Origin of the sequence: Emcibacter sp. (genome assembly GCF_963675455.1) — a bacterium.
Classification (GTDB): Bacteria; Pseudomonadota; Alphaproteobacteria; order Sphingomonadales; family Emcibacteraceae; genus Emcibacter.
On sequence record NZ_OY776217.1, the window covers coordinates 517,321 to 541,897 of the forward strand.

General features: G+C 56.2%; 21 protein-coding genes. 5 read left to right on the forward strand and 16 right to left on the reverse strand.

Translation table 11 applies throughout. The features are described 5' to 3' along the window. Window positions 1-57 precede the first annotated feature (57 nt). The 13 genes from ACORNT_RS02390 to ACORNT_RS02450 all read right to left on the reverse strand — a co-directional run bounded on the left by ACORNT_RS02390 (window position 58) and on the right by ACORNT_RS02450 (window position 13,412). Window positions 58-1,683: a long-chain fatty acid--CoA ligase gene (locus ACORNT_RS02390; RefSeq protein WP_420717532.1), complete on the reverse strand. Its 1,626-nt coding sequence runs from the start codon at window positions 1,681-1,683 to the stop codon at window positions 58-60. Window positions 1,684-1,723: 40 nt separating this feature from the next. Beyond that, window positions 1,724-3,526 carry an acyl-CoA dehydrogenase gene (locus ACORNT_RS02395; RefSeq protein ID WP_321394855.1) on the reverse strand — a complete coding sequence of 601 codons (1,803 nt, stop codon included), beginning with the start codon at window positions 3,524-3,526 and terminating at the stop codon, window positions 1,724-1,726. Window positions 3,527-3,696: 170 nt separating this feature from the next. Continuing rightward, a complete protein-coding gene (locus ACORNT_RS02400; protein ID WP_321394857.1) occupies window positions 3,697-4,704 on the reverse strand; it encodes a 4-hydroxyproline epimerase in 1,008 nt (335 codons plus the stop codon). Window positions 4,705-4,709: 5 nt separating this feature from the next. After that, window positions 4,710-5,633 (reverse strand): dihydrodipicolinate synthase family protein, encoded by a 924-nt coding sequence (locus ACORNT_RS02405; RefSeq protein WP_321394860.1) that lies wholly within the window; start codon window positions 5,631-5,633, stop codon window positions 4,710-4,712. A gap of 101 nt (window positions 5,634-5,734) precedes the next feature. Beyond that, the gene (locus tag ACORNT_RS02410; protein WP_321394863.1) at window positions 5,735-5,866 is read right to left on the reverse strand and encodes a DUF2474 family protein; all 132 of its coding nucleotides are present in this window, start codon (window positions 5,864-5,866) and stop codon (window positions 5,735-5,737) included. Beyond that, window positions 5,866-6,867 carry a cytochrome d ubiquinol oxidase subunit II gene (cydB, locus tag ACORNT_RS02415; protein ID WP_420717533.1) on the reverse strand — a complete coding sequence of 334 codons (1,002 nt, stop codon included), beginning with the start codon at window positions 6,865-6,867 and terminating at the stop codon, window positions 5,866-5,868. The genes ACORNT_RS02410 and cydB overlap by 1 nt, the downstream gene beginning before the upstream one ends. Next, on the reverse strand, window positions 6,864-8,294 hold the full coding sequence (locus tag ACORNT_RS02420) for a cytochrome ubiquinol oxidase subunit I (protein ID WP_321394868.1): 1,431 nt from the start codon (window positions 8,292-8,294) through the stop codon (window positions 6,864-6,866). Before ACORNT_RS02420 ends, cydB begins: the two co-directional genes overlap by 4 nt. Window positions 8,295-8,351: 57 nt before the next feature. Next, a complete protein-coding gene (locus tag ACORNT_RS02425; protein WP_321394871.1) occupies window positions 8,352-10,145 on the reverse strand; it encodes a SulP family inorganic anion transporter in 1,794 nt (597 codons plus the stop codon). Window positions 10,146-10,178: 33 nt separating this feature from the next. Then, a complete protein-coding gene (locus tag ACORNT_RS02430) occupies window positions 10,179-10,616 on the reverse strand; it encodes a TIGR01244 family sulfur transferase (protein ID WP_321394874.1) in 438 nt (145 codons plus the stop codon). 80 nt (window positions 10,617-10,696) lie between these two features. After that, a complete protein-coding gene (locus ACORNT_RS02435) occupies window positions 10,697-11,350 on the reverse strand; it encodes a peroxiredoxin (RefSeq protein WP_321394876.1) in 654 nt (217 codons plus the stop codon). Between the two features lie 35 nt (window positions 11,351-11,385). Beyond that, a complete protein-coding gene (locus ACORNT_RS02440) occupies window positions 11,386-12,249 on the reverse strand; it encodes an MBL fold metallo-hydrolase (protein WP_321394879.1) in 864 nt (287 codons plus the stop codon). Window positions 12,250-12,285: 36 nt separating this feature from the next. Then, entirely contained in the window at window positions 12,286-12,741 is a 456-nt protein-coding gene (locus ACORNT_RS02445; protein ID WP_321394882.1) for a metalloregulator ArsR/SmtB family transcription factor, read from the reverse strand. Next, window positions 12,738-13,412 carry a peroxiredoxin gene (locus ACORNT_RS02450; RefSeq protein WP_321394885.1) on the reverse strand — a complete coding sequence of 225 codons (675 nt, stop codon included), beginning with the start codon at window positions 13,410-13,412 and terminating at the stop codon, window positions 12,738-12,740. The genes ACORNT_RS02445 and ACORNT_RS02450 overlap by 4 nt, the downstream gene beginning before the upstream one ends. Before the next feature lie 427 nt (window positions 13,413-13,839). Here ACORNT_RS02450 and ACORNT_RS02455 point away from each other — a divergent pair, with 427 nt between their 5' ends. From ACORNT_RS02455 to ACORNT_RS02470, 4 genes are all read left to right on the forward strand, one after another. Continuing rightward, on the forward strand, window positions 13,840-14,367 hold the full coding sequence (locus tag ACORNT_RS02455; RefSeq protein WP_321394888.1) for a PAS domain-containing protein: 528 nt from the start codon (window positions 13,840-13,842) through the stop codon (window positions 14,365-14,367). A 97-nt stretch (window positions 14,368-14,464) separates the two neighbouring features. Continuing rightward, window positions 14,465-15,769: a methyl-accepting chemotaxis protein gene (locus ACORNT_RS02460; RefSeq protein ID WP_321394893.1), complete on the forward strand. Its 1,305-nt coding sequence runs from the start codon at window positions 14,465-14,467 to the stop codon at window positions 15,767-15,769. Between the two features lie 287 nt (window positions 15,770-16,056). Then, window positions 16,057-18,699, forward strand: coding sequence for a cation-transporting P-type ATPase (locus ACORNT_RS02465; RefSeq protein WP_321398047.1), 2,643 nt, complete (start codon window positions 16,057-16,059; stop codon window positions 18,697-18,699). 126 nt (window positions 18,700-18,825) lie between these two features. Then, entirely contained in the window at window positions 18,826-20,175 is a 1,350-nt protein-coding gene (locus tag ACORNT_RS02470; protein ID WP_321394897.1) for a methyl-accepting chemotaxis protein, read from the forward strand. 14 nt (window positions 20,176-20,189) lie between these two features. On the opposite strand, the gene ACORNT_RS02475 is transcribed toward ACORNT_RS02470, so the two are convergent. After that, entirely contained in the window at window positions 20,190-20,390 is a 201-nt protein-coding gene (locus tag ACORNT_RS02475; protein WP_321394898.1) for a DUF2783 domain-containing protein, read from the reverse strand. Beyond that, the gene (locus ACORNT_RS02480; RefSeq protein ID WP_321394901.1) at window positions 20,387-22,048 is read right to left on the reverse strand and encodes an FAD-dependent oxidoreductase; all 1,662 of its coding nucleotides are present in this window, start codon (window positions 22,046-22,048) and stop codon (window positions 20,387-20,389) included. Before ACORNT_RS02480 ends, ACORNT_RS02475 begins: the two co-directional genes overlap by 4 nt. A 169-nt stretch (window positions 22,049-22,217) precedes the next feature. Between ACORNT_RS02480 and ACORNT_RS02485 the strand changes: the two genes are divergently transcribed. Next, entirely contained in the window at window positions 22,218-23,471 is a 1,254-nt protein-coding gene (locus tag ACORNT_RS02485; protein ID WP_321394905.1) for an APC family permease, read from the forward strand. 8 nt (window positions 23,472-23,479) lie between these two features. Here ACORNT_RS02485 and ACORNT_RS02490 read toward each other — a convergent pair whose 3' ends face one another. Beyond that, window positions 23,480-24,538 carry a hypothetical protein gene (locus tag ACORNT_RS02490; protein WP_321394907.1) on the reverse strand — a complete coding sequence of 353 codons (1,059 nt, stop codon included), beginning with the start codon at window positions 24,536-24,538 and terminating at the stop codon, window positions 23,480-23,482. Window positions 24,539-24,577 lie beyond the last annotated feature (39 nt).

Consider the following 24,577-nt stretch of genomic DNA (forward strand, 5'->3'; position numbering starts at 1 on the left):
TTACTCCGGGATTATACCTAGCGCTGAAATAAGGCCATTTGCGGGCCAAACCTATACTCAGCTCTCGGGAAACTTATATCCCTCAAATTGCTGGCGGAGATTGAGCTTGCTGATCTTGCCGGTCGCCGTCAAGGGGACCTGATCGACAAACTGCACATCGTCGGGAATCCACCATTTGGCGACCTTGCCCTCGAGGAAGGCCAGAAGCTCCGCCTTTGTCGCCTCGCCGCCTTCTTTCAACTGCACGATCAGCAACGGCCGTTCCTCCCATTTGGGGTGGGCCATGCCGATCACGGCGGCCAGCGCCACCGCGTCATGGCCCATGATGATATTTTCCATATCCACCGAGCTGATCCATTCGCCGCCGGACTTGATCACATCCTTGGCCCGGTCGGTGATCTGCATGAAGCCGTGCGCATCAATGGTCGCCACATCGCCGGTGTCGAACCAGTCGTCGGCATCGACGGCCCGTTCCGCCTGTTTGTAATAGCTTTCCACAATCCACGGGCCCTTGACCAGCAGCCGCCCAAAGGTCTTGCCGTCCCACGGCAGGTCCCGGTCCTCGTCGTCGACAATCTTCATTTTCACGCCGAAGGGCGGACGACCCTGCTTGCATTTCATATCCAGCCAGGCCTCGTAATCCCGCTCCTTCAGACCCTTCATAAACGGCAGGTCGCGGTTGACGGTACCGAGCGGACTCATTTCCGTCATGCCCCAGGCGTGGTTCACTTCGACGCCGTATTTTTGATCCAGCAGCTCGATCATGAAACGGGGCGCCGCCGACCCGCCGATGATCAGATTCTCAATTCCGGCCAGGTCCTGGCCGCTTTTATCCATATAGTCCAGAAGCCCGTTCCAGACCGTAGGCACGGCGGCGGAACAGGTGGCGCCTTCGGTGCGGATCAGTTCATGGATGCTGGCCCCGTCCATGCCGCCGCCGGGCAGGATCATCTTGGCCCCGACCATGGGCGCGGCAAAGGTCAGCCCCCAGGCATTGGCATGGAACATGGGCACGATGATCAGGATGGCGCTTGCCGCCCCCAGTCCGAACCCGTCCATGTTATTTCCGCAGGCCGCATGCAGCAGGTTGGAGCGGTGGGTATAGAGCACGCCCTTGGGGTGACCTGTCGTTCCGGATGTGTAACAAAGTGAGGACGGCGTTTCCTCGGGCAGGAAAGGCCAGTCAAAACCTGCGTCTTCCGCCGCCAGCAGGTCCTCGTAACAGAGCGCCCCCGGCAGGCTGGTGTCCGGCATATGGGCGCGGTCGGTCATGATGATGTAATGTTCCACCGTCGGCAGATGTTCGCGGAGTTTTTCCAGCAGCGGCACAAAGGTCACATCGGCCAGGATCATGCGGTCTTCGGCGTGGTTGATAATATAGATGAGCTGCTCTGCAAACAGCCGCGGATTCAGGGTATGGCAGACGGCGCCCATGCCGGATATGGCGAACCAGCTTTCCACATGGCGGAAGCCGTTCCAGGCCAGGGTGGCGATGCGGTCGCCCTGCTTGACGCCGAGCCTCTCCAGCGCCGCCGCCAGCTTTTCCGTTCGCGTCAGACATTCACTGTAGGTCTCCCGGTGAATACTGCCGTCCTCGGCCAGGCGCGAAACAATCTCCGTTGCGCCGTGATAGCCGGCCGCATGCTCAAGAATTTCAATCAGATTAATCGGTGCCGACTGCATCGAAGACATGACTTCTCCCTTTATTTTTGTACAGTGTACCCTAAAACCAGCTGTCCTGCATCTCAAAGGCGCTGGCTTCAAATCCCATGAGCGTTTTGGCCTGCAACTCAATGCGGGGCAATTCCCGGCCCATGAAATAGCGCGCCGCCTGGAGTTTGCCCTTGTAATAGTCACTCTCCGGACCATCACTTGCCTGCGACAGTGCTTCCTGCGCGGCCCGGGCCTGACGGATCCACATCCAGGCAATCACCACCCGGCCCATAAAATCCAGATAAAGGGTGGCATTGGCCAGAGCCAGGTCGATATCCTCACCCATTTTACCGGTCAGTGTCCGTGACACCTGCTCGACCAGCCCAAGGCTTTCCATTACGGGATCGCAGATATCGGTCTCCACACCGGCGTCACCCGCCAGACTTATGTCCCGGGCAATATGTTCCAGCAGGGTCTTCAGGGCCGCGCCCCGGTCGAGCACAATCTTGCGGCCCAGAATATCCAGCCCGTGAATGGCTTCCGCCCCCTCATGGATCGGATTGAGACGGTTGTCCCGGTAATATTGCTCCACCGGATGTTCCCTAGTGTAGCCGGCTCCGCCCAATATCTGAATGGCCATTTTATTGGCCTCAAGGCCATAGTCAGACGGATAGCTTTTGACGATCGGCGTCAAAAGATCGAGCAACCCCAAAAGGCTTTTCTTTTCTTCTGCATTCTGCGCCATTTCGAGGCGATCCACAAGCTGGCTGGCATAAAAACAGAGGGCAAGGCTGCCTTCACTATAGGCCTTCTGGGCCAGAAGAAGCCGCCGCACATCGGCATGTTCGACCAGCGCCACTTGCGGGCTCAACGGATCCTTGCAGGACGGCAAGCGGCCCTGCTGCCGCTCCCGGGCGTAATTCAGGCTGTAATGATATCCGGCAACACCCAGCATGGCGGCCCCGAGACCAACCCCGATCCGCGCCTCGTTCATCATCTGGAACATATAGAACAGACCCCGGTTTGGTTCACCGACTAGAAAAGCTTCGCAGTCACCTTCCTCGCCGAAATTCAACACCGTCGAGGTGGTATGGCGATAGCCCATCTTGTGCAGCAGGCCGGCCAGTTTCACATCATTGCGCGCGCCCGGGGATCCGTCTTCCTGAACCCTGACCTTGGGACAGAGAAACAGGGAAATGCCCTTGACCCCGTCAGGTGCGCCCTTGATGCGGGCCAGCACCATATGCACGATATTTTCCGTAAAGGACTGGTCGCCGCCGGAAATAAACATCTTCTGGCCTTTAAGGCGATAGCTGCCGTCCGCCTGAAGTTCCGCTGTGGTCCGGATATCCGATAAAGCCGACCCCTGGCCGGGCTCGGTCAGGGCCATGGTGCCCGCAAACCGGCCGTCCGTCATCGGCGGCAAAAAACGGCTAATCTGGTCGGCGGACCCGAAGCTCCGGATCAGGTTGGCCGCCCCGATGGTCAGCAGGCTGTAGGCGGCAAAGGCCAGATTGGCCCCGTAAAAGAATGACATGCAGGCATTGCTGAGGACCTGCGGCATATTCATGCCGCCATGATCGGGATCATGATGGGCGGACAGGAAACCGGCGTCGGCAAAGGCGCGCCAGGCCGTTTCCACTTCGGGCAGCAGGCTGACCTTTTCCCCGTCGAAGGTGGGCTCCTGACGGTCGCCGTCCTGATAATGGGGCAGATAATGATCTTCGGCGATGGCCCGGGCCGTCTCCAGAAAGGCGTCCATGGTTTCCGGCGAATAGTCCGCATAGACCCCCGAGGCAAACAAGTCCTCACACTCCAGCACCTGTCGGAGCTGGAATCTGACTTCCCGCATATGGTCAAACAAAAACGACATTTAACTCCCTTTATACCGGAACCAGCCGACCTGCCGGGGGTTTATGGTTTTGTTTCCCGTGCAGCGTCTGCCTCCCTCCCTCAGGAAAGTATATTCAAACGATCGTTTTGTTTAAAGTGAAATCGGGTTACGTCGGCGTATTTTTGCCGGAACACTCATTTCCGGCGGCATCAGGTGACCGAAAAACCCTGCCAGAAGGGATCCGCCTCATCCACGGTAATGGTGTTGAGCCCGGTCTGCTGCGCCCAGCCGGCAAAGCTGGGCCGGATGGCGTCAAACTCACCCACTTTCGCCGCGTTCTCCACCCGGCCCCGGAAGCAGGAGCCGATAATGCTTTCATGGACGAACTCGTCGCCCGGCTTCAGCTTTCCCCTGGCCGCCAGCTGGGCCAGTCGGGCGCTGGTGCCGGTGCCGCAGGGCGACCGGTCGATGGCCTTGTCGCCGTAAAAGACCGCATTGCGTCCGTCCGCCCCTATTGTCTGCGGCGCCCCGGTCCACATCAGGTGACTGACTCCGCTGATCCGGTCATCAAGCGGATGAACCGGCGTGATTTTTTCCCTCAGCAGGCGGCGCACGTCAGGACTCATGGCGACTAACTGGCCGGCAGAAAAATGCTCCAGGCCCGGGTAATTTTTCTGGGGATCGATGATGCCGTAGAAATTTCCGCCGTAGGAAATATCCACCTTCAGCGGCCCGAGCTCCGGACAGTCAATCTCGATGCCCTCCGCATACAGAAAACTCTCAATATTGAACAGCCGCACTTCCTCGACCCGGTTGCCGTTCCTGACATAGTCCGCCCGGATCAGCCCGGCCGGCACCTCGAGCAACAGGCGGCCTTCCTCCCGCGGGTGCAACAGGCCGTTTTCCAGCCCCATGGTCACCATGCCGATGGTGCCGTGGCCGCACATGGGCAGGCAGCCGCTGGTTTCCATGAACAGGATCCCCATGTCTGCCTCGGGGTGGCTGGAGGGATAGAGAAACCCGCCGGACATCATGTCGTGGCCGCGCGGCTCAAACATCAGCGACCTTCTGATCCAGTCGTGATGTTCGATGAATTCTATACGCTTCTCAGCCATGGTCTGTCCCTTGAGGACCGGCGCTCCGCCGGCCACAAGCCGGACTGGATTGCCGCAGGTATGGCCGTCGATACAGAAAAAGACATGTGGGTTCTCAGGCATGACCCTTACCCCGACAGCCTGTCCAGATCAGGCCGGATTTCCTCGGCCTTCCGAACGGTGGTGATCAGGTCTTGCCGCTCCGCCCCGGACAGGATCATCCGCGGCAGGCGGACCCGCTCGGAGCCCCGCTCCATGACCTGCTCGGCAAGCTTGATATATTGCACCAGCTTGGGTTTGGAATCGAAATGCAGCAGCGGCATGAACCAGCGATAAATCTCCCGCGCTTTTTCAATTTCGCCCCGCTCAAGCAAGTCGTAAAGGGCTACGCTTTCCCGGGGAAAGGCGTTGGTCAGGCCCGAGACCCATCCTTTGGCGCCCAGTACCAGCCCCTCGAAGGCCATGTCATCAAGGCCGGCAAAAACAATGAACCTCTCCCCGCAAGCATTGATCAGGTCGGTGAAGCGGCGGGTATCCTCGGCCGATTCCTTGATACAGACGATATTGTCCACATCGGCCAGCCGTGCGAGGGTGTCCAGCGAAATGCTGACCCGGTAGGAGGCCGGATTGTTATAGAGCATGATCGGCAGGCTGGTGGCCGACGCCACCAGGCGGAAATGCTGTTCCAGCTCCGACTGGTCCGGCACATAGACCATGGCCGGCAGCACCATCAGGCCGTCAATGCCGATGCGCTCGGCGGCACGGACATAGTCCTGCGCTTCCTCGGTGGTAAATTCAGAAACCCCGGACAGGATCGGCACCCGGCCGTCGACAACCTTCCGGGCTGCTTCCAGCAGGGAGACTTTTTCCTCGGTCCTGAGCGAGTTATTTTCCCCCACGGTGCCCATCAGCACAAGGCCGTGCACCCCGTCCCGGACCAGGCCGTCAATCACCCGCCGGGTGGCTTCAAGATCCACATTGCCCCGCTCGTCAAACTGGGTCGTGACCGCCGGAAACACCCCTTTGAAAATCTCCTGCACATCCCGCGCCATTGCAGATACCCCTTTATTGTATAAAATACTGAACAAACGGTACCTGTTCGCCCCTTTCCGGGCAAGCGGAAAGACACGGAGAAGGGAGCAGCGGTCACGCGTCAGTTAATGAACACCCTTATCCCGTAGGCAATGATGCCGAGTACTGCCACACCTGCCAGCCACAGGCCGACAAACCAGAGCAATTTGCGCCCGGTTGCGACCTGCGGGTTCTCATTGTCATGGGTGGTCATCAATAGTGGTCCTCTTCACTGGCCTTGCCCCGGAACACCCAATAGGCATAACCGGTATAGGCCAGGATCAGCGGCAAAAGGACAACAGCCCCCACCAGCATGAAGGACAGGCTGGAAGGGTCGGCCGCCGCCTCCCACAGCGTGATCGCGCGCGGCACCACATAGGGAAACAGACTGATACCAAGACCGATGTAGGAGAGCAGAAAGAGGCCCAGCGCCAGCGGCAGAGGGAGCTTTTCCCGGCGTGTCCTCACACTCCATAACAGGGCTAGACCAAGCACTACTACAAGCACCGGTACCGGCCAGAGCCAGATGAGATGGCCGCTGGCAAACCAGCGGTTGCTGATTTCTTCAGACAGGAACGGCGTCCACAGACTGACCGCGCCGATAAACACCAGGGTAAGCAAAGCCAGCGGCAGGGCATACCTATAAACCCTGTCCTGCAGGGCACCCTCGGTCTTGAGGATCAGCCAGCCGGCGCCGAGCAGGGCATAGCCCGCTACCAGGGCGACACCGGTTGCAATGCTGAAGGGGGTGAGCCAGTCGAACCAGCCGCCGGCATAGGCCCGTCCCTCCACGGCAACACCCTGGATGAAGGCGCCGAGCACGATACCCTGGCACAGGCTGGCGCCAAGCGACCCCAGGGCAAAACCATAATCCCAGGCTTTTTCGTGGGCAGCGTCACGCCAGCGAAACTCGAAGGCGACACCGCGGAACACCAATCCCAGCAGCATGATAATGATCGGCGTGTAAAAGGCCGGCATCAGCACGGCATATGCCAGCGGGAAGGCGGCGAACAACCCGCCGCCGCCCAGCACCAGCCAGGTTTCGTTTCCGTCCCAGACCGGCGCAATGCTGCTCATGGCTATGTCCCGTTCCTTGCCCCTTTTCAGGAAGGGAAACAGTATTCCGACACCAAGATCAAAACCGTCCAGGATCACATAGATCAGGATAGCGAGAGCCAGAAGCATGGCCCAGATAAAGGCGAGATCCAACATTATTTGTCTCCTTCCGGTTTCTTGTCACGGATCATGGCATCGGGATCGACCGCCATGGCCGGGGTTGTGCCCGCCGCCCGGACCGGACTGCGATCCACAGGTTGCGGCTCGTCTCCCTTCGGCAGTCTGGCGAACATGCGGAACAGATAGTAGACACCGAAACCAAAGACGATGAAATAGACAATGGCGAACTGGGCCAGCGATGTGGACACCGCCGGCAGGTCCACCGGCGACACCGAGTCTTCAGTGCGCAACAGGCCGTAGATGGTCCAAGGCTGCCGTCCCACCTCGGTAACAATCCAGCCCGCCAGCACACAGATGAAGCCGGTTGGCCCCATCACCACCGCCAGGCGATGGAACAGGGGGCAGTCAAAGAGTTTGCCCCGGAAACGCAGCACCAGTGCCGCAAGACCGACGAAGGCCATCAGGAAACCGAGCCCGACCATGACCCGGAACGCCCAGAACACGATCGGCACATAGGGCCGGTCTTCCGGCGCCCACTCCTTGAGCCCCTTAATATGACCGTCCCAGTCATGGGTCAGAATCATGCTGCCGAGCTTGGGGATCTCCAGCGCATATCTGGTTTCTTCAGCTTCCATGTCCGGCCAGCCGAACAGGATCAGCGGTGCCCCGTCATAGGACTCGAAATGCCCCTCCATGGCCGCCACTTTGGCCGGCTGATGCTCCAGCGTATTGAGCCCGTGCATGTCACCGGCCAAGATCTGCAGCGGCGCCACGATCACTGCCATCCACATGGCCATGGACAGCATGATTTTCGGGGTTTCCCGGGTTTTGTCCTTCAACAGGTGCCAGGCCCCGACCGCGCCGACCACAAAGGCCGTAGTCAGATATGCAGCCAGCACCATATGCACCAACCGGTAAGGGAAAGACGGGTTAAAGACAATCTCGAACCAGTCGGCCGGGATATACTGTCCGGCCTCGTTCAGGGCATAACCGGTCGGGGTCTGCATCCAGCTATTCACCGACAGAATCCAGAAAGCGGAAAACAGCGTGCCCGCCGCCACCACCAAGGTGGCCAGGAAATGCAGTTTCTTGCCGACCCGGTTCATGCCGAACAGCATAATGCCGAGGAAGCCGGCTTCGAGAAAGAAGGCTGATAGTACTTCATAGCCCAGAAGCGGGCCGATGATCGATCCGGCCTTGTCGGAAAACACGCTCCAGTTGGTGCCGAACTGATAACTCATGACGATACCAGACACGACCCCCATGCCGAACACAACGGCAAAAATCTTCATCCAGTAGCGAAACAGGCGGATATAGGCATCGCGCCCGGTAAAAAGCCATAACCCCTCCAGCACGGCCAGATAACTGGCCAGCCCGATGGTAAAGGCCGGAAACACGATATGAAACGCAACGGTGAAGGCAAACTGCACCCGTGCGAGCATTGTGGCATCAAATAATTCTAACATTTTCGTACCCTGTTGGTCAGTTGGTTTACGTCAGTCTCCACAGGGGTCTGGCGTAAGTTAAATGGACGGATCGAAACCGGTGCGTTGACGGGTGGCTTCATTTTCCCGGTTCTTCAGCGACCTTGCCGCCATCGCAGCCAGTTCCGGCGCCAGAGCATGCATGGCGTCAAACTGGCTGAGGAAAACCTCCCCGGTCAGGTCGTCAAGGAAATGTGACTTTTTCAGCCGGTCCATGACCGGTCCCTTGACTTCGGACAGGTGGAATTTGACCCCGGCGTCCTTGAGCAGATGATTGATCGCTTCAAGGCTTTCGAGCGCACTGGCGTCAATATCATTGACCGCCGGGCACATGAGTACTACATGGCGGATTTCCGGCTGTGCAGCCACCAGTTCGTATATACGGTCCTCCAGAAAACGGGCATTGGCGAAATACAGGCTTTCATCGATCCGGAGCGTCACCAGTTCCTTGCTGGTCAACACCTGATGGCGATTTACATTGCGGAAATGTTCGGTGCCCGGCACTTGGCCGACGATGGCGCAATGGGGCCGGCTGGTGCGGTAGAGAAACAGCAGGATCGACAGACCGACGCCCAGCACCACGCCCACTTCGACCCCCAGCCCCAGGGTGCCGAGGATGGTCGCCAGCATGGCCAGGAAATCGCTTTTGGAATAGCGCCAGGTCTGGCCCAGCAGGCGGAAATCAACCAGTGACAACACCGCCACAATGATCGTGGCAGCCAAAGTCGCCGTGGGCAGGTGAAACAGCAGCGGGGTCAGGAACAGGGCGGCGAGACAGATACCGACAGCAGTATAGGCCCCCGCCGCCGGTGTACGGGCGCCGGCATCAAAATTGACCACCGAGCGGGCAAAACCGCCGGTCACCGGATAGCCGCCGGACACACCGGCTGCAATATTGGCCGCGCCGAGCCCGATCAATTCCTGGTCCGCATTAATACGCTGGCGCCGTTTGGCCGCCAGGGTCTGGGCCACGGAGACGGATTCCACAAAACCGATGATGCTGATCAGGACGGCGGAACCTATCAGGCTGCTCCACAGGTCCATATCGAAATGCGGCAGGGTCAGGGGCGGCAGGCCGGTGGGAATATCGCCGACAATGGCCACGCCCTTTTCCCCGAGCCCGAAGAACAATACAGCGAGGATCGAAAGAGCCACGGCACCGATAGGGCCCGCCTTGGCCAGGATATCCGCCAAGCGCTCACCCAGGCCCAGACGCATCAAAAACGGTTTCAGTCCCTTGCGCACCCAGAAAAGAAACAGGGTCGCTGCCACGCCGACGGACACTGTATAGGGATTGAGGTGCTGCAGATGCTCGATCAGGGAAACGACGATTTCCAGCAGGTTATGGCCCGAGGCCGCAATACCGAAAATATGCTTGAGTTGACTCGCCGCGATGATGATACCGGACGCGGTGATAAAACCGGAAATCACCGGATGGCTGAGGAAATTGGCGAGGAACCCGGCCCGGAACAACCCCATCAGGACCAGAAACCCGCCGGACAGGAACGCCAGGGTCAAAGCCGCCGCCAGATATTCGGGCGAGCCCGTCTGGGCAATCCGGCCGACTGCCGTCGCCGTCATCAGAGAGACCACCGCCACCGGCCCCACCGCCAGCGCCCGGCTGGTCCCGAACAGGGCATAGGCCACCAGCGGCAGGATACTGGCATAAAGTCCCACTTCCGGCGGCAGACCGGCGAGCAGGGCGTAGGCCAGCGACTGGGGAATCAGCATGATGGTAACGATCACCGCCGCTACAAGGTCGTCCAGCAGAAGACCCCGGCTGTAGCTGCGGCCCCAGTCCAAAACCGGGAAATATCGACTCAGCCCTGACATTTAATTATCCCGCGATTGTTTCAGGTGTGGTATTTAGTCCTTGCACTCAGGACCGGAACAGGCGCGAATACGCGGCGCCAGGCCGGAAAGGTCATATCCTGCGCTGTTACAGGCGCTGAGGATGGCGTCCGGGTCCTCGTTGGCCGCTTCTGACAGGGCCCAGAGACAGGCCGCCCGGGTGCCGGACTTGCAGAAGGCCAGCACCGGCCCGCTGCAGCCTTCCACGGCCTTGCCGAATTCTTCCACCTGCTGGTCGGAAATCTGTCCCGGCACCACAGGAATATGGTAATAGTTCATGCCGTGCTTCTCGGCGACGGCCTTCAGATCATCCGAAGATGGCTGGCCGGGACCTTCCTGGTCGGGACGGTTGTTAATGACTGTTTTATAACCCTGGGCTGCGGCCGCCTCGATATCGGCGACAGTAAGCTGGGGACTGACAGCGACTTTTTCATTCAGTTTTCTGATGCTCATGGCAAATTCCCTGATAATAAACTTTCTGGAAATTTTCCGGCAGGAAGTATCAAAACCGTCCTGCCGGAAAGTATAATGTGCTAGAGGTCTTTCTTGCTGAAATACCAATCCGTATACTCGTAACCTTCACCGGACCGGGTTTCTGCAGCAGCCGCAGTTTGCGGTGGCGGAACGATCACTTTTTCACCCGGCTTCCAGTTTTCCGGCGTCGCAACCCCATTGGCATCGCTTGTCTGCAGGGCTTCCAGCAGACGTACAAATTCATCGATAGAGCGGCCGTTGCTCATGGGATAATAAACCATGGCCCGCAGGACGCCTTCCGGATCGATGATGAAGGTTGCCCTTACCGCTGAGGTATCACTTGCGCCCGGCTGAATCATGCCATAGGCGTTGGCCACGTTCATGGACAAATCCTCGATGATGGGGAAGGGAATGTCTACGTCGAACTTTTCCTTGATATTCCGCACCCAGGCGATGTGGGCATAGTTACTGTCAATGGACAGACCAAGCAGGTCACAATTCAAGGCCTGGAACTTGTCATAGCGGTTGGCAAAGCCCATGAATTCTGTGGTACACACCGGGGTAAAGTCAGCCGGATGAGAGAACAAAATCAACCAGCGCCCCTTGTAATCATCCAGGGTTTTGGGACCATGTGTTGTTTTGGCATCAAAATTTGGTGCCCTTTTATTGAGTTCCGGCATCGCCGGGCGAACGTTTTCCTGAGTATCTTCCATGATATATTCCTTTCAATTTTAATGTCTTAGGGGGGTTAAAGGGTATTTACAGGTAACTTGAGGTACTGCACTCCATTGTCTTCCGCCGGCGGCAGTTCGCCGGCCCGCATGTTGACCTGCACGGACGGCAGAATCAGCCTCGGCATATCCAGGGTCTTGTCCCGCTCAGTGCGCATTTTCACAAACTCATCTTCACTAATGCCTTCATGCACATGAACGTTGGATGACTTTTCCACCGCCACCGTGGTCTCCCACAGATAGTTGTTCCGTCCCGGCGCCTTGTAGTCGTGGCACATGAACAGTCGGGTCTCGTCCGGCAGGGCGAAAACCTTCTGGATAGAACGATAAAGCTGCCGCGCATCGCCGCCGGGAAAATCGGCTCGGGCCGTGCCGTAATCGGGCATAAACAGCGTATCGCCGACAAAGGCGGCATCACCCACCACATAGGTCATGCAGGCCGGGGTATGGCCAGGTGTATGGATTGCCGTTGCCGTCAGGGAGCCGATCTGGAAGACCGCGCCATCTTCAAACAGGACGTCAAACTGGCTGCCGTCACGCTCGAACTCGCCGCCGGCATTGAATATTTTTCCAAAAGTTTCCTGTACAATAAGGATATGAGAACCGATGGCCAGCCTGCCGCCAAGCTTCTCCTTCAGGTATGGCGCTGCGGACAGGTGATCCGCATGGACATGGGTTTCCAGAATCCACTCTACCTCAAGCCCTTCGGCACGGACAAAGTCGATGATCCGGTCAGCGGAGTCTGTATTGGTGCGGGATGAGTTGGGATTATAATCCAGCACGGAATCCACAATGGCGCACTTTGACGTTTTCGGGTCGCTGACCACATAGCTCACTGTAAAAGTATATTCATCAAAAAATGCCTGTACATCCGGTTTCATCTCAATAACTCCTTTCGCCCTTCCGGGGCTGTTATCCTAGTTTTTCCGATACGGGTCCGGTTTGATCCTCACCCGGCTGCCACGCCGGGCAGTACTCCTGCTGCCCACCGAGGCAAATTCTGTTGCACTTTCTTCCGATCCCGCCGAACGCTCGTGTGCTTCCTCAAAAGCTGACGGTATGCATTGTCCCTCGGCACAAGTCGCACAAAGTGCCGAAATCAGGTCGCTGAGTCTTTGATCTGACAACCGGTAAAACACCGCTTTTGACTCACGGTTGGTAATCACCAGTCCCTGCTCCCTGAGGCGAGCCAGCTCCCGGGACAAACCCGGCTGCCGAACCCCGGTATTCTGTTCGATCTCGCTGACAGACCGCTCTCCCTCCATCAACTCACAGGCAATCAATAGCCGGTTGGGATGCGAGAGAACCTTTAGAAGGGCGGAGATTTCCCCGGCACGGTTTCGCAACGTATCAAGATTCTCGGTTCTGTTCATTCCAAAGCCTCTGAATAATACCAGTCTTTGGCCTGTTCTCCCACGTCAGCTGACAGGCGCCGCTTCATGCTATCGATGGTAATAGGCGGCGCCTTGAGCAAACGCTCACCCGGTTTCCATCCCTCGGGGGCGGCCAGGTTGTCTTCTGCAGTTGCCTGTAGCGCACATAGTACCCTGAGTATTTCATCCACTGACCGCCCCACAGTCATGGGATAATGAACCAATGCCCTGACAATTCCGTCAGGATCGATAAAAAAGGCCGAACGCACCGTTGCCGTGCTGGTCGAACTTTCGTTAATCATGCCATAGGCCTCGGCAATAACCATGGACAGGTCCTCGATAATCGGAAAGCTGATGGCAACCCCGAACTTGTCCTCGATATTCTGCATCCAGGCGAGATGGGCAAAAATGCTGTCCACAGACAGGCCCAGCAGTTCGCAGTCCCGGCGCCGGAATTCCTTCGCCGCATTTTCAAAGGCAATGAACTCGGACGTGCAAACCGGTGTGAAATCCGCCGGATGGGAAAAGAGCACAAGCCATTTTCCTCTATAGTCATCCAGTGACTTAACGCCCATTGTGGTCCGGGCCGTAAAGGCCGGTGCCTGTTCGCCGATCCGCAGGTACTGCCGGACAACCGGCCGCTCAGATTCCTCGGTATAAATCTCTCTCATGACAACACTCTCTATTTTTTATAGTTCGTAATATTTATATATATCATATATCAATATTGTAAAGTGTTAAATAGATATTATTATTAAGAATCCTGAGCACAAAAAGGGGCCGATCCCTACCGGTCCCCGTTTGACTTACTTTGTTCTGTTATCTGCGGCAGCTTTATCTTTCTTCCTCCTCACCCCATCATTTCCATTAGATTACCGTTAATTTCGCATTTAATCTAATTTTAATATAATGGTGCTAATTATATTCATTCTATTCGAAAAATAGGGACAGCATACCTCCCGGGTAAAAGGAAAAATAATTTCTCGGGAGAAGATAAAAACGGTTTCGGATTCCCCTGGCACATTTAAGAAAATCTAAAAAATCAAGGGACCCGTATAACCAGAAATCGCTATGTAGTATATGTAAGGAGTTTAGTTTATGTCGAGACCGTCTGTCTCGCCAACGGGCCAGGAGCGCACGTTTGGCGAAAATGAGATCATCGTGAGCAAGACCGATCTCAAAGGTAAAATCACTTATATGAATCAACTTTTTGAGGAATTGTCCGGGTTCACCAGGACTGAACTGCTGGGACAGCCCCATAATATTATCCGCCACCCGGACATGCCGAGAAGCATTTTTGATCTGGCCTGGGAAACCATCAAGCAGGGCAACGAAATTTTTGCCTACGTCAAGAACATGTGCAAAAACGGTGACCATTACTGGGTACTGGCCCACATGGTCCCCTGCTATGACGTCAATGCCAACCTGACAGGGTATCATTCCAACCGCAGACTTCCGCAAAAAAAGAATGTCTCCGTCATGGAAGATGTTTATGGCGAGCTCCTGGCAATTGAAAACCGCGAAACAAACCCCAAGGACGGCATGGCAAAAGCCAGGGCCCATCTGAGCAACATGCTTCAGGACAGAAATGTCGAGTATGACGAGTTTATTTTCTCGCTGAATTGATCAGTACGGCAGGGCCGGCTGATCAACCGGAAAGCGATAGATAACAATAAAACAACTGTGAAGCAGAGTAAAAAAAATGGGATTAGTAAGTAAATTTATGTCGGGTGGAAAAGCCGTCAATGACGCAATTTCCGCCGAAGATATCAAGCAAATCATCAACTATTGCAATGCTGCGGCGGAAGGCCCCGGTCATCTCGCACCTCCGAAAGTGCAGGAACATCCCCTCGCAACTTCGCTGGCTGCTTCCGTTACCAGGCTGGCAGAGAAAATAAATACAGCAGACAGCAATGATTTTTCCCTCGAAGAAGCCATGGAAGTCTGTACACAGGTCGCCCTGGGCAATATGGAAGCCCGGATTGTAAAAAGCGACATGTCCGGCAGAACAGGCGAGTTCTTCCACAAGATCAACCATATGCTTGACGTGATTGACGCCTATATGCGGGAAGCCGGCGCCTCCCTGACGGCAGTTCGCGACAAAAAATATTTCCGCCGGGTGCTGCCCGAGGGCCTGCAGGGCGAATTCAAGCGCCATGCCGGAAACATCAACTCCACCCTGCAGACCATCAGCGACCAGAATGTCAGTTTCCGGACCATGGCCGAAAAATTTGTCGGCAATGTAAAAACAGTCATTGAAAGCACCACTGAAATGGCGCCCAAGACGGACAGCATGTCACAGAGTGCCGGTCAGACAAGAGATACCTGTGAAGAAGCCCTGAAGTCCGCCAACTCCACAATGACCAATGTCAACACGGTGGCAAGTGCGGCTGAAGAACTGACAAGTTCGATTTCTGAAATCAGTGCCCAGACAGAACGTTCCAGCAAGGCCGTCCAGGAAACCGTAACGGATGTTGCCCGAACCAGCGAGTCCGTTAAGGAACTGACCTCTGCGGCCGAACAGATCGGAAACGTCCTCAGTATCATTACGGATATCGCCAATCAGACCAATCTGCTGGCGTTGAACGCCACCATCGAGGCCGCACGGGCAGGGGAAGCCGGAAAAGGTTTTGCCGTTGTTGCCAATGAAGTGAAGGGACTGGCCAAGAAGACATCCGAAGCAACCGATGAAATAGCGAACCAGATTACCAGCATTCAGGAGGTTACCCGCCAAACTGTCGAAGCCATCGGCAAGATCGGCAGCAGGATTAATGGTATTGACGAAACCACGCAGGGAATTGCGAGCGCCGTTACCCAACAGACAGCCGCCACGAATGAAATCAGCCGAAGCGCACAAATGGCAGCGACAATCACCGACCAGATGTTAAATCAGCTCAAGGAAGTAAGCAATGTCGCCTCGCAGACCGGCGCCATTGCCCAGGACCTGAATGCAGCCGTCGGCTCTTTGTCCTCCACATCACAGATCCTGGAGGGAGAGGTCAACGACTTTATGGTCTCGGTCGGCTAACCCACCGGGACCACATCCGGACGATCCGGACTGGTAAAATTATAGCTGCAGGTGCCGACAGATTTCCGCCACATGGCGATAGTCGGTGCCGCAGCACCCACCAGCTATCCAATAGCTCCCTCCAGGCTCGCCGGCCTCTTTACAACGCCAGTGGAAGGTGGGATTGTCATGTCAAAGGTTCTGAATGATTCCCGCATGTTGCCCCGACAGCTATTGTTCTATCGGGACTATATCGAGAGAAACTTCAGTTGATCCAGCAGGTAACCAAGACAGAGATATTGACAGATATGTTTCCCGAATCCCGATCCGTCCTGGAGCAATATACCACCCCCTGGCATAGCCTGGAGGAAAAAGGCATACTGGAAAAACTTGTCAGTTCTCCGTCGGGGCTTTCCAGTAATGAAGTCGATGTCCGGCTGAAAAAATACGGCCCCAATCTTCTGCCTGAAGGGGACGTCAAGAAACTCTGGCAGATCATTCTCAGCCAGTTTTTCAATCCCCTTGTCTACCTGTTGCTGATTGCCGCTCTTCTGGCCTATGTGATCGGAGAGCATGTGGATGCCTATTTCATATTCGGGGTACTTGGTTTCAATGCCGTGATTGGCGCCTTTCAGGAATGGCGGGCAGAAGAAAGCGCCAAAGCATTGCAGAGCCTGGTGCGCACCCGCACCCAGGTTCTCCGCGACGGCCACTGGCAGGCAATTGACAGTACTCAACTGGTCCCTGGTGACATCACCAAACTGGAAGCGGGACAAAAGATCGCAGCCGATATCCGGATACTTACAGGGCATGAATTGAAAGCCAATGAATCCCTGTTGACCGGCGAGTCACTACCCATCGGCAAAATTCCCGGAAAATGCCTGCCCGAGAAACTTGTTTTGGGAGACCGGACAAATATGCTCCATGCGGGGAGCGAACTGGAAACCGGAACTGGAACCGGCATTGTGGTCGCCACCGGCATGCTAACGGCATTGGGGAATATTGCCGAAGCCCTGACGGTCAAGGAGGCTGCCCGCCCGCCCCTGATCGAACGCATGGAAAGATTTTCCCGGCGCCTGATGATGTTTACCGTTCTTGTGATGCTGGGACTAGGTGGGTATCTGTATCTGGAAGGCGAACCCCTGGTTTCCATTTTCATGCTGGTGGTCGCCCTGGCCGTGGCCGCTGTGCCCGAAGGCCTGCCGGTTGCGGTCACAGTCGCCCTGGCCGCAGGCATGCACCGTATGGCCCGCAAGAATGTAATTGTCCGTCAGATGCCGGCGGCAGAAGGTCTGGGCGCCTGCAGTCTGATCCTCAGCGATAAAACCGGCACCCTGACCCAGAACCGGCTGAGTGTAACAAAGATCTGGCTGGCGAATGGCGCTTCCTATGATCTGACCGGCGAGGAGCTAGAAGAGCGTGACAAGTTTCTGTGGCGGGCCGGCGCCGTCGCCGCCTTGTGTAATGACACCGTGGAAGACGCCGAACCCCTGACCGGGGACAGCGTTGATATTGCCTTCATCCGATTTGCCCGGAAAATCGGTCTGCATCAGAATGCCCTGCTCCGGCATTTTGCAAAAACAGCCTCAATCCCCTTTGATGCCCAGCGTCGCTATGCCGCCACTTTCCACAAGTTCGGCAGCCAGACCCTGGCCGCTGTAAAAGGCGCTCCCGAAGCCCTGGCGAAAATGTGCACAGCCGATCACGGCAGCTGGCTGGCCGAGGCCGATCGAATGGCGGCCGAAGGGTACCGGGTTTTGGCCATCGCCGGGGGTAAAGTTGAGTCTCCCACCGAACAGAACCTCAAAAATCTTCAGTTTATTGCACTCGTGGGCCTGATTGACCCGGTTCGCCCGGAAGTCCCCAATGCCGTAGCCCGCTGTCGGCACGCCGGCGTGGATGTGAGGATGGTTACCGGCGACCATCCGGCCACGGCTCTGGCGATCAGCCGGGAGCTGGGCATCGCCACCTCAATGGAGGATGTCATTACGGGAGACGAACTGAAAGCCCTGCAAAATGACCGCACCCTGCTGCAGGAACAAATCCTGAAAGCAAAAGTTTTTGCCCGTGTGGAACCGCTACAGAAACGGGAAATTGTCAAGGCCGCCATGGAAGCCGGACATTTTGTCGCTGTCACCGGAGACGGGGTCAATGATGCACCGGCTTTGCGCGATGCACATATCGGTGTAGCTATGGGACTGGGCGGTACCGACATGGCCCGCAATGCGTCCGACCTGATCATCACCGATGACAACTTTGCCTCCATCGTCGACGGCATAGAGGAAGGACGGGTTGCCTACGCCAATGTGCGCAAGGTGGTGTATCTCCTGCTCACCACCGGCCTCGGGGAAATCATCCTGTTCCTGCTCAGCCTGATGATCGGCCTTCCCCTGCCGCTGACTGCCATCCAGCTCCTCTGGCTTAATCTGGTGTCCAACGGCATCCAGGATGTGGCTTTGGCCGTGGAAAAAGGAGAGCCCGGCCTGATGCAGCAGCCTCCGCGACCCACAACAGAGGGTATTTTCAACCACCGTATGCTCAGGCAGATCGGAGTCCACGGCCTCTATATCGGTATTGCCGCCTGCGGGGTGTTCTGGTTTTCACTTAATTATCTCGGCCTGGATGAATTCCAAGCCCGCAACATGACTCTTCTGACCATGATCCTGTTCGAGAATGCCCATGTATTGAATGCCCGCAGCGAAACACGCTCCGTTTTCAGGATACCCTTTGCCGCCAACTGGTGGGTCATAGGCGCCGTCTTTGCCACCCAGGCCCTGCATACCTCAGCCATGCATATTCCGTTTATGCAGAAAATTCTGGAGATCACACCAATCGCACCGGTTACATGGCTGCAGCTATTCGGGCTGGCTCTGGGGCTGATTATGCTCAACGAAATTTTCAAACTGGTCTCTCGGGAAACGCCTGTAAAACAACCACAGCGCGGCCTCTAGAGCCCAACCACATCCAGCCACCCGGTTGATTTCCCCCCTTTATTTCAGAACATTAACCATTTCTTATGGGATATTTCCTAAATATTCTATCACCTAGTAATGAGTAGCTTTTTTGAGAAGTATTTTATGGAAAATAATAATAACCGGGAGGCCATTGAACAGTCTCTCACCTTTATCCTGGAGGGAAAGTTTGATCAGGTTCCGGAAGGGTCCTGCTCCGTTTCCAGACTTATCAGGCAGATTGCGGATCTAAACATCAGTCGCGTGGAAAAGAATCTGAACCGAACGGTTCAGATGTCTGTGACAGCCAATCAGGGGGTTGCCGGCGTTGCTGAGATGATGCGGGAAATCAAGGAAGTCGACGTCCAGTCCCAGTCCATAACGAAAGCCGTAGGCACACTGACAGCTTCCGTTGACAAGATCTCAGAAAGCGCCAATGGCGCAGCCCGTGATGTTTCTGTGGTGTCTGAAAGCGCCACAAGCGGCCTGAAAGCCGCCCGGACGGCGCAGACTACCATGATAGAAATTGCCGATTCCGTTCAACATGCGGCATCAAAGGTGAATGACCTTTCCAGTGCCTCGGAAGACATCGGCAAGATCGTCAAGGACATTGAGGTCATTGCAAAACAGACCAACCTTCTGGCGCTGAACGCCACCATCGAGGCCGCCCGCGCCGGCGAAGCCGGTAAAGGCTTTGCCGTAGTCGCCAACGAAGTGAAAAATCTTGCCCGTCAAACTGCAGACGCTACCGAAACCATCCGCAACCGGATTGACAACCTGCGCGGCGAAATGGCCGCAATTGTGTCGGCCATGAGTGAAGGAAATAAAAAAGCTGCTACCGGCAAAGAGGTGATTGACGCCTCGACCCTGGAAATGACCAGAATTTCAGATCAGGTCGACAATGTCAGCCGCAGGATGACGGAAATCAAGCATATCCTGCAGCGCCAGACACATAGCGTCAGTGAAGTCTCCGAAGGTGCAACAACCATTGCCCGGATGAGCGCCTCCAACGTCAGCAAGGTAAACCAGGTGATCGACATTCTTGAAGCCACGGAAGCTCCCATTGTGGAAAGCATCAATGACCTGATGAGCAGGGGCGGCAGGACCGCCACCATCTTTGCTGCGAAGTCCGATCATATGATCTGGATGCGCAAACTCGCGCAGATGCTTGCCGGACGTATTTCGCTCTCACCGGAAGAACTGGCTGACCATCACAGCTGCCGTCTTGGCAAATGGTACGACACCCAAACCGACCATGCGCTGACCGCCCTGCCCGAATGGGCCAGACTGATGGACCCGCATCGGGCCGTTCATGAAGCCGGCATCCGCGCCTCGCGCCTGTTTAACGGTGGAGACATTGACGGCGCAATTGCCGCCGTCCGGGAGGCCGATGCCGCTTCCAGACAGGTAATGGATCTTCTGAACCGGATCGGGGCCAGCGCAACCGGTACCAGAAAACTGGCCCTGGCAGGTTAAGTCGGCTTTTCCAGTTATTCCTGTGGCAGGCCATCCGATGCATTGCGGATGGCCTCGCGCACCATTTCCGGATCCCCGCTTTGCTGTGCAAGAACCATCACCAGCCTGGCCAGGAAAAGGGCATGCTTGTCTTCGCCCGCCTTGTCCAGTGCTTCCGCCAGCCGGTCATAGATTTTTTCCAGCTCTTCAAACGGCATATTCGTTTTTCCCGTCATGCTGTTCCTCCCAGAGTGACCGCAAGTGCCTGTTCTACTTCCTGCGGAATAATCTCCTTCCAGCGAGCAGCAATATGCCGGTCCGGCCGGATCAGATAGAAAGTTCCCGATTGCGCATTATAGGCCGCAAAGGCGGACGCGTGATCTTCTCTGTTCAGAACAACAGGCGTGAACGCATCACCATCCACCTTTAATTCGGCAAACAGCTCTTCAATCTGCCCTGGCACATTACCGTCGTCAGAAAAATATAAACCGCTAAAGCCACGCCCCAGATGATCCAGGAGATAGTCATCTTCGGCCAGTTTCCGGTTCAGGGCCGGGGAGCCGGCTGAGGGCCCGGCATCAAACTCCACGTCCCGCTCAGGAAAAGCCGTCAGCGGACTGTCCGCATAGGTATAGGGCTGGACCTGGCGCGGGTCGGCAAATTTTTTCGCAAAGTCATTATCCACCGCCAGCGACAGCACCGTCTCCCGCATCAGGGCATAACCCGGCGTCGGCGGAGTCATGAAACGGGCGCTTTTCCCGGCATTGGCAAACACATCCAGGGTCGCGCCGCGCCGTTCCGGCGTATAACTGTCGAGCAGGCATTCCGGCGCTGCCCCTTTCAGGACATAGGCCAGTTTCCAGGCCGCATTGACCGCATCGGCAAAACCGTTGTTCAAGCCCCGGACCCCGAAGATAGGCACGATATGGGCGGAATCGCCGATAAAGATCACCCGGCCATCACGATAGTCATCCAGGCACAGGGTATTGGCGGTATAAATGCTCCACCATTCCAGTTTCCAGTCACCCTGGTGCCCGATCATATCCAGGATCGCCTGCACCCGCGGACGGATATTCTCTTCCCGAACGGCGTCTTCGGCGCTTTCCCCTTCCTGCAACTGATAATCCACTCGCCAGATATTATCCGGCTGTTTGTGGACCAGAATGGTCGCATCCGGGTTGGCGGAAGAGCGGAAAAATGACCGTCGTTCAGTGGGAAAATCATGTTGCATCTGCACGTCGGCAATCACATAGTTGCCCTCCAGATTGTCCCCCTTGAGCCTGAGGCCGCACATTTTGCGGATAGGGCTCCGCGCCCCGTCCGCCGCCAAAAGCCAGTCAGACTGGAGTTCGTATTCCCCTTCCGGTGTGTCCACCTTCAGTGTCACCCCTTGGGAATTGCGCTTCAGCCCGGTCACCCGGCTTTGCCAGCGCAGGTCGATCAGATCGGGATAGTCCGCCGCCTTGTCGACCAGATACTGCTCGATATATTGCTGCTGGATATTATACATGGGCAGGAAACGCTCTTCCCCGGAGTGAGGCATTTCCAGCCGGTAAATCATCTTGTCCCGGTAAAAACACTGGCCGTGGGTCCAGCCCAGAGCTTTATCGAGGAAAGGCTCGACAACATCAAGCTGCTGCAGGGTTTCAAAACTGTTGCGAGAAATACAGATCGCCCGGCTGCCGTCATTCAGAGTGTCCTTCTCGTCGAGCACCACAGAGCGGACCCCGCGCCGGGCAAGCTCCAGGGCCGCCGTCAGGCCGACCGGTCCGGCCCCGACGATCACCACCGGATGAATGACCTCTTGCCCATCCATTTCCGGCGGCCTGTGGAACGGAAAAGTCGGATAGTCGAAATACAGGAAATCGTTTTGTCCCTTGCCCTTGGGTCTCATGTCGGTCTCTCATTTTGCAGAACAGTCATGTCGGCGAGTAGACCAGACCGCCCCCTGTTCTGTCCACCATTAACCCCTCCCCGGGACATCATACTTTATGGTCAAAAAGACCTGCCTTTGCAGCCATTTTCCCTGTAAGCTATATTCAGGCAATGCCGAAGAGAGAGTAATGAGAAAAACCGACTACGACGACAGTGGCCAGCTCAGGCGCAGTATCAACCTGCCGCTCCTCGTGTTTTACGGCCTCGGCACCATTATCGGCGGCGGCATCTATGCCATGACCGGCAAGGTGGCCGGGCTTGCCGGCATGTATGCGCCGCTGGCCTTCCTGTTTTCGGCGTCGATTGCCCTGGTCACCGCCTTCTCTTACGCCGAAATGTCCGGGCGCTATCCGTTCAGCGCCGGCGAGGTTCGTTATGTGGATGCCGGGTTTTCGAAGCGACATTTTTCCATGCTGGTAGGCTGGCTGATCATTTTCACCGGCATCGTTTCCTCCGCCACCCTGACCAACGCCACCGCAGGGTTTATCCATGACTTTATCGACCTGCCGGAACTGCCGCTCAGGGCCGGGATCATCCTTCTGCTGGGAATCGTTGCAGCCTGGGGCATCAGGGAATCGGTCTCACTGGTGACACTCATCACTCTCATCGAAGTCGGCGGCCTGGTTCTGGTGGTGGTCTTCTCAGGAGACAAACTGGCAACCCTCGAGCAGCGCTGGCCGGAGTTGATTCCCTCGGCAGACGGCAACACACTGGCGGTCTGGAGCACTATTTTCAGCGGCGCCTTCCTCGCCTTTTTCACCTTCATCGGTTTCGAGGATATGGTCAATGTGGCCGAAGAGGTCAAAAAGGTCCGGCGAACTTTACCCTTGGCCATTCTCATCTGCATTTTCCTGTCAATGACACTCTATGTCCTTGTGGCCCTGGCGGCTGTCCTCACTGTCCCGTCGGAAGAACTGGCGCAAAGCAACACACCGCTTGCAACAATCATCCAGTATTCCAATCACGTCCTGCCACCCTGGCTTCTGGGCCTGATCAGCATCCTGGCCACCATAAACGGCATTCTTGTCCAGGCTATCATGGGGTCACGGGTCCTGCACGGGATGGCCAGGGGGGGAGAGGCCCCCAAAATATTCTGCCGGATCAATCCCTTTACCCGGACGCCGTTGCAGTCCACCGTTTTTGTCGTCGGGATGGTTCTGTTTTTCTCGCTGGTGCTGGATTTGACTACGCTGGCGAAAACAACCAGCGCCATCATTCTGTTTGTTTTTGCTGCGGTCAATGCATCCCTGCTTAAACTGAAATGGACGGGCACACCCGCGCCGGAAGGCTTGTTCACGACATACTGGTGGGTACCACTTCTCGGATTTATCTGTTGCGCCGGTATGTTGCTGTTCAAACTGCTCGAGATTTTACCCTTCTGACACCCTCTCTACCTGTACCAGTAAAAGCCCCCGAGGCTGGCCAGATAAACCAGCAGGACCAGAGCTGAATCCAGCCCCATTTTGAAAATCTTCTTCTTTCTCCTGATCAACAGGCCAAGACAATAGATCGCTGTCACCAAAATGCCTGAGCCCAGGGCAAAGGCCGCCGAGGCGTCAATTTCATTCAGGATCGGGCCGGGCCTGTAGAACAGATCGGCAGGAAGGATCAGAAATACCATGATCAGGTTGCTGCCCAGAATATTGGACACGGCCATGGTATAGGCGCGGATGCGCACAGCGGCGATGGTGGTGCTGAGTTCCGGCAGTGAAGTTGTTGCCGCCAGCAAAGTCACACCGATAAAGCTGCTGCCCAGACCTGTCTGTACCGCCAGCACCTCGGCCGTATGGGTCAACAAAACACCAACAACCAGGATAATGAGCGAGGCAAGAGCTATACCCATCGTCAGGCTTTGAAAAGGAAGATGACCATAGTGATTGTCATGATTTACCTCTTCTTCCTCTTCCGGGTTCGGCAGATCGACCGGCATCCACACTTCAAGGGTGACAAATCTCTGGATGATGAAAATGGACAAAAGATAAAAACCGGCCAGAAAAACACTTGCCAATCCAACACTGCCGAACAGGGCCACGTCACCGGTCATAAAAATAATAAGCAGGCTCGTCAGCATCAGGATCAGGAACAAGCCCTCGATCACCGGCGTCGGTTTTCGGGGATAGGTGGTCAACGCCGCATGAATGGCAAAAAGGTCGGCAACGGACAGGATGGCCGTCTGCATGCTGATGCCGCCGAACATATTGTTCAGCGCCAGCACCGCATTTCCTTCAATCGACGCTGTTACCGTGGTGACCATTTCCGGCAGTTCGGTAATCACCGCCAATATCCCAAGCCCCATCAGGGCCCGGGCGATTTTGGTATGTTCCGCCAGGGCATCAACCAGATAAGACAAACGGGTGCCGGTAATCCATATAACTGCCGCCAGGACGCAAAACAATAAAAGATTAAGCGTCAGGGGAAGACTGCCAAGAAAGGAAGAAAGCACTGCCATCTAGATGTTGCTCTGATATTGACCGATTGTAACTGTCAT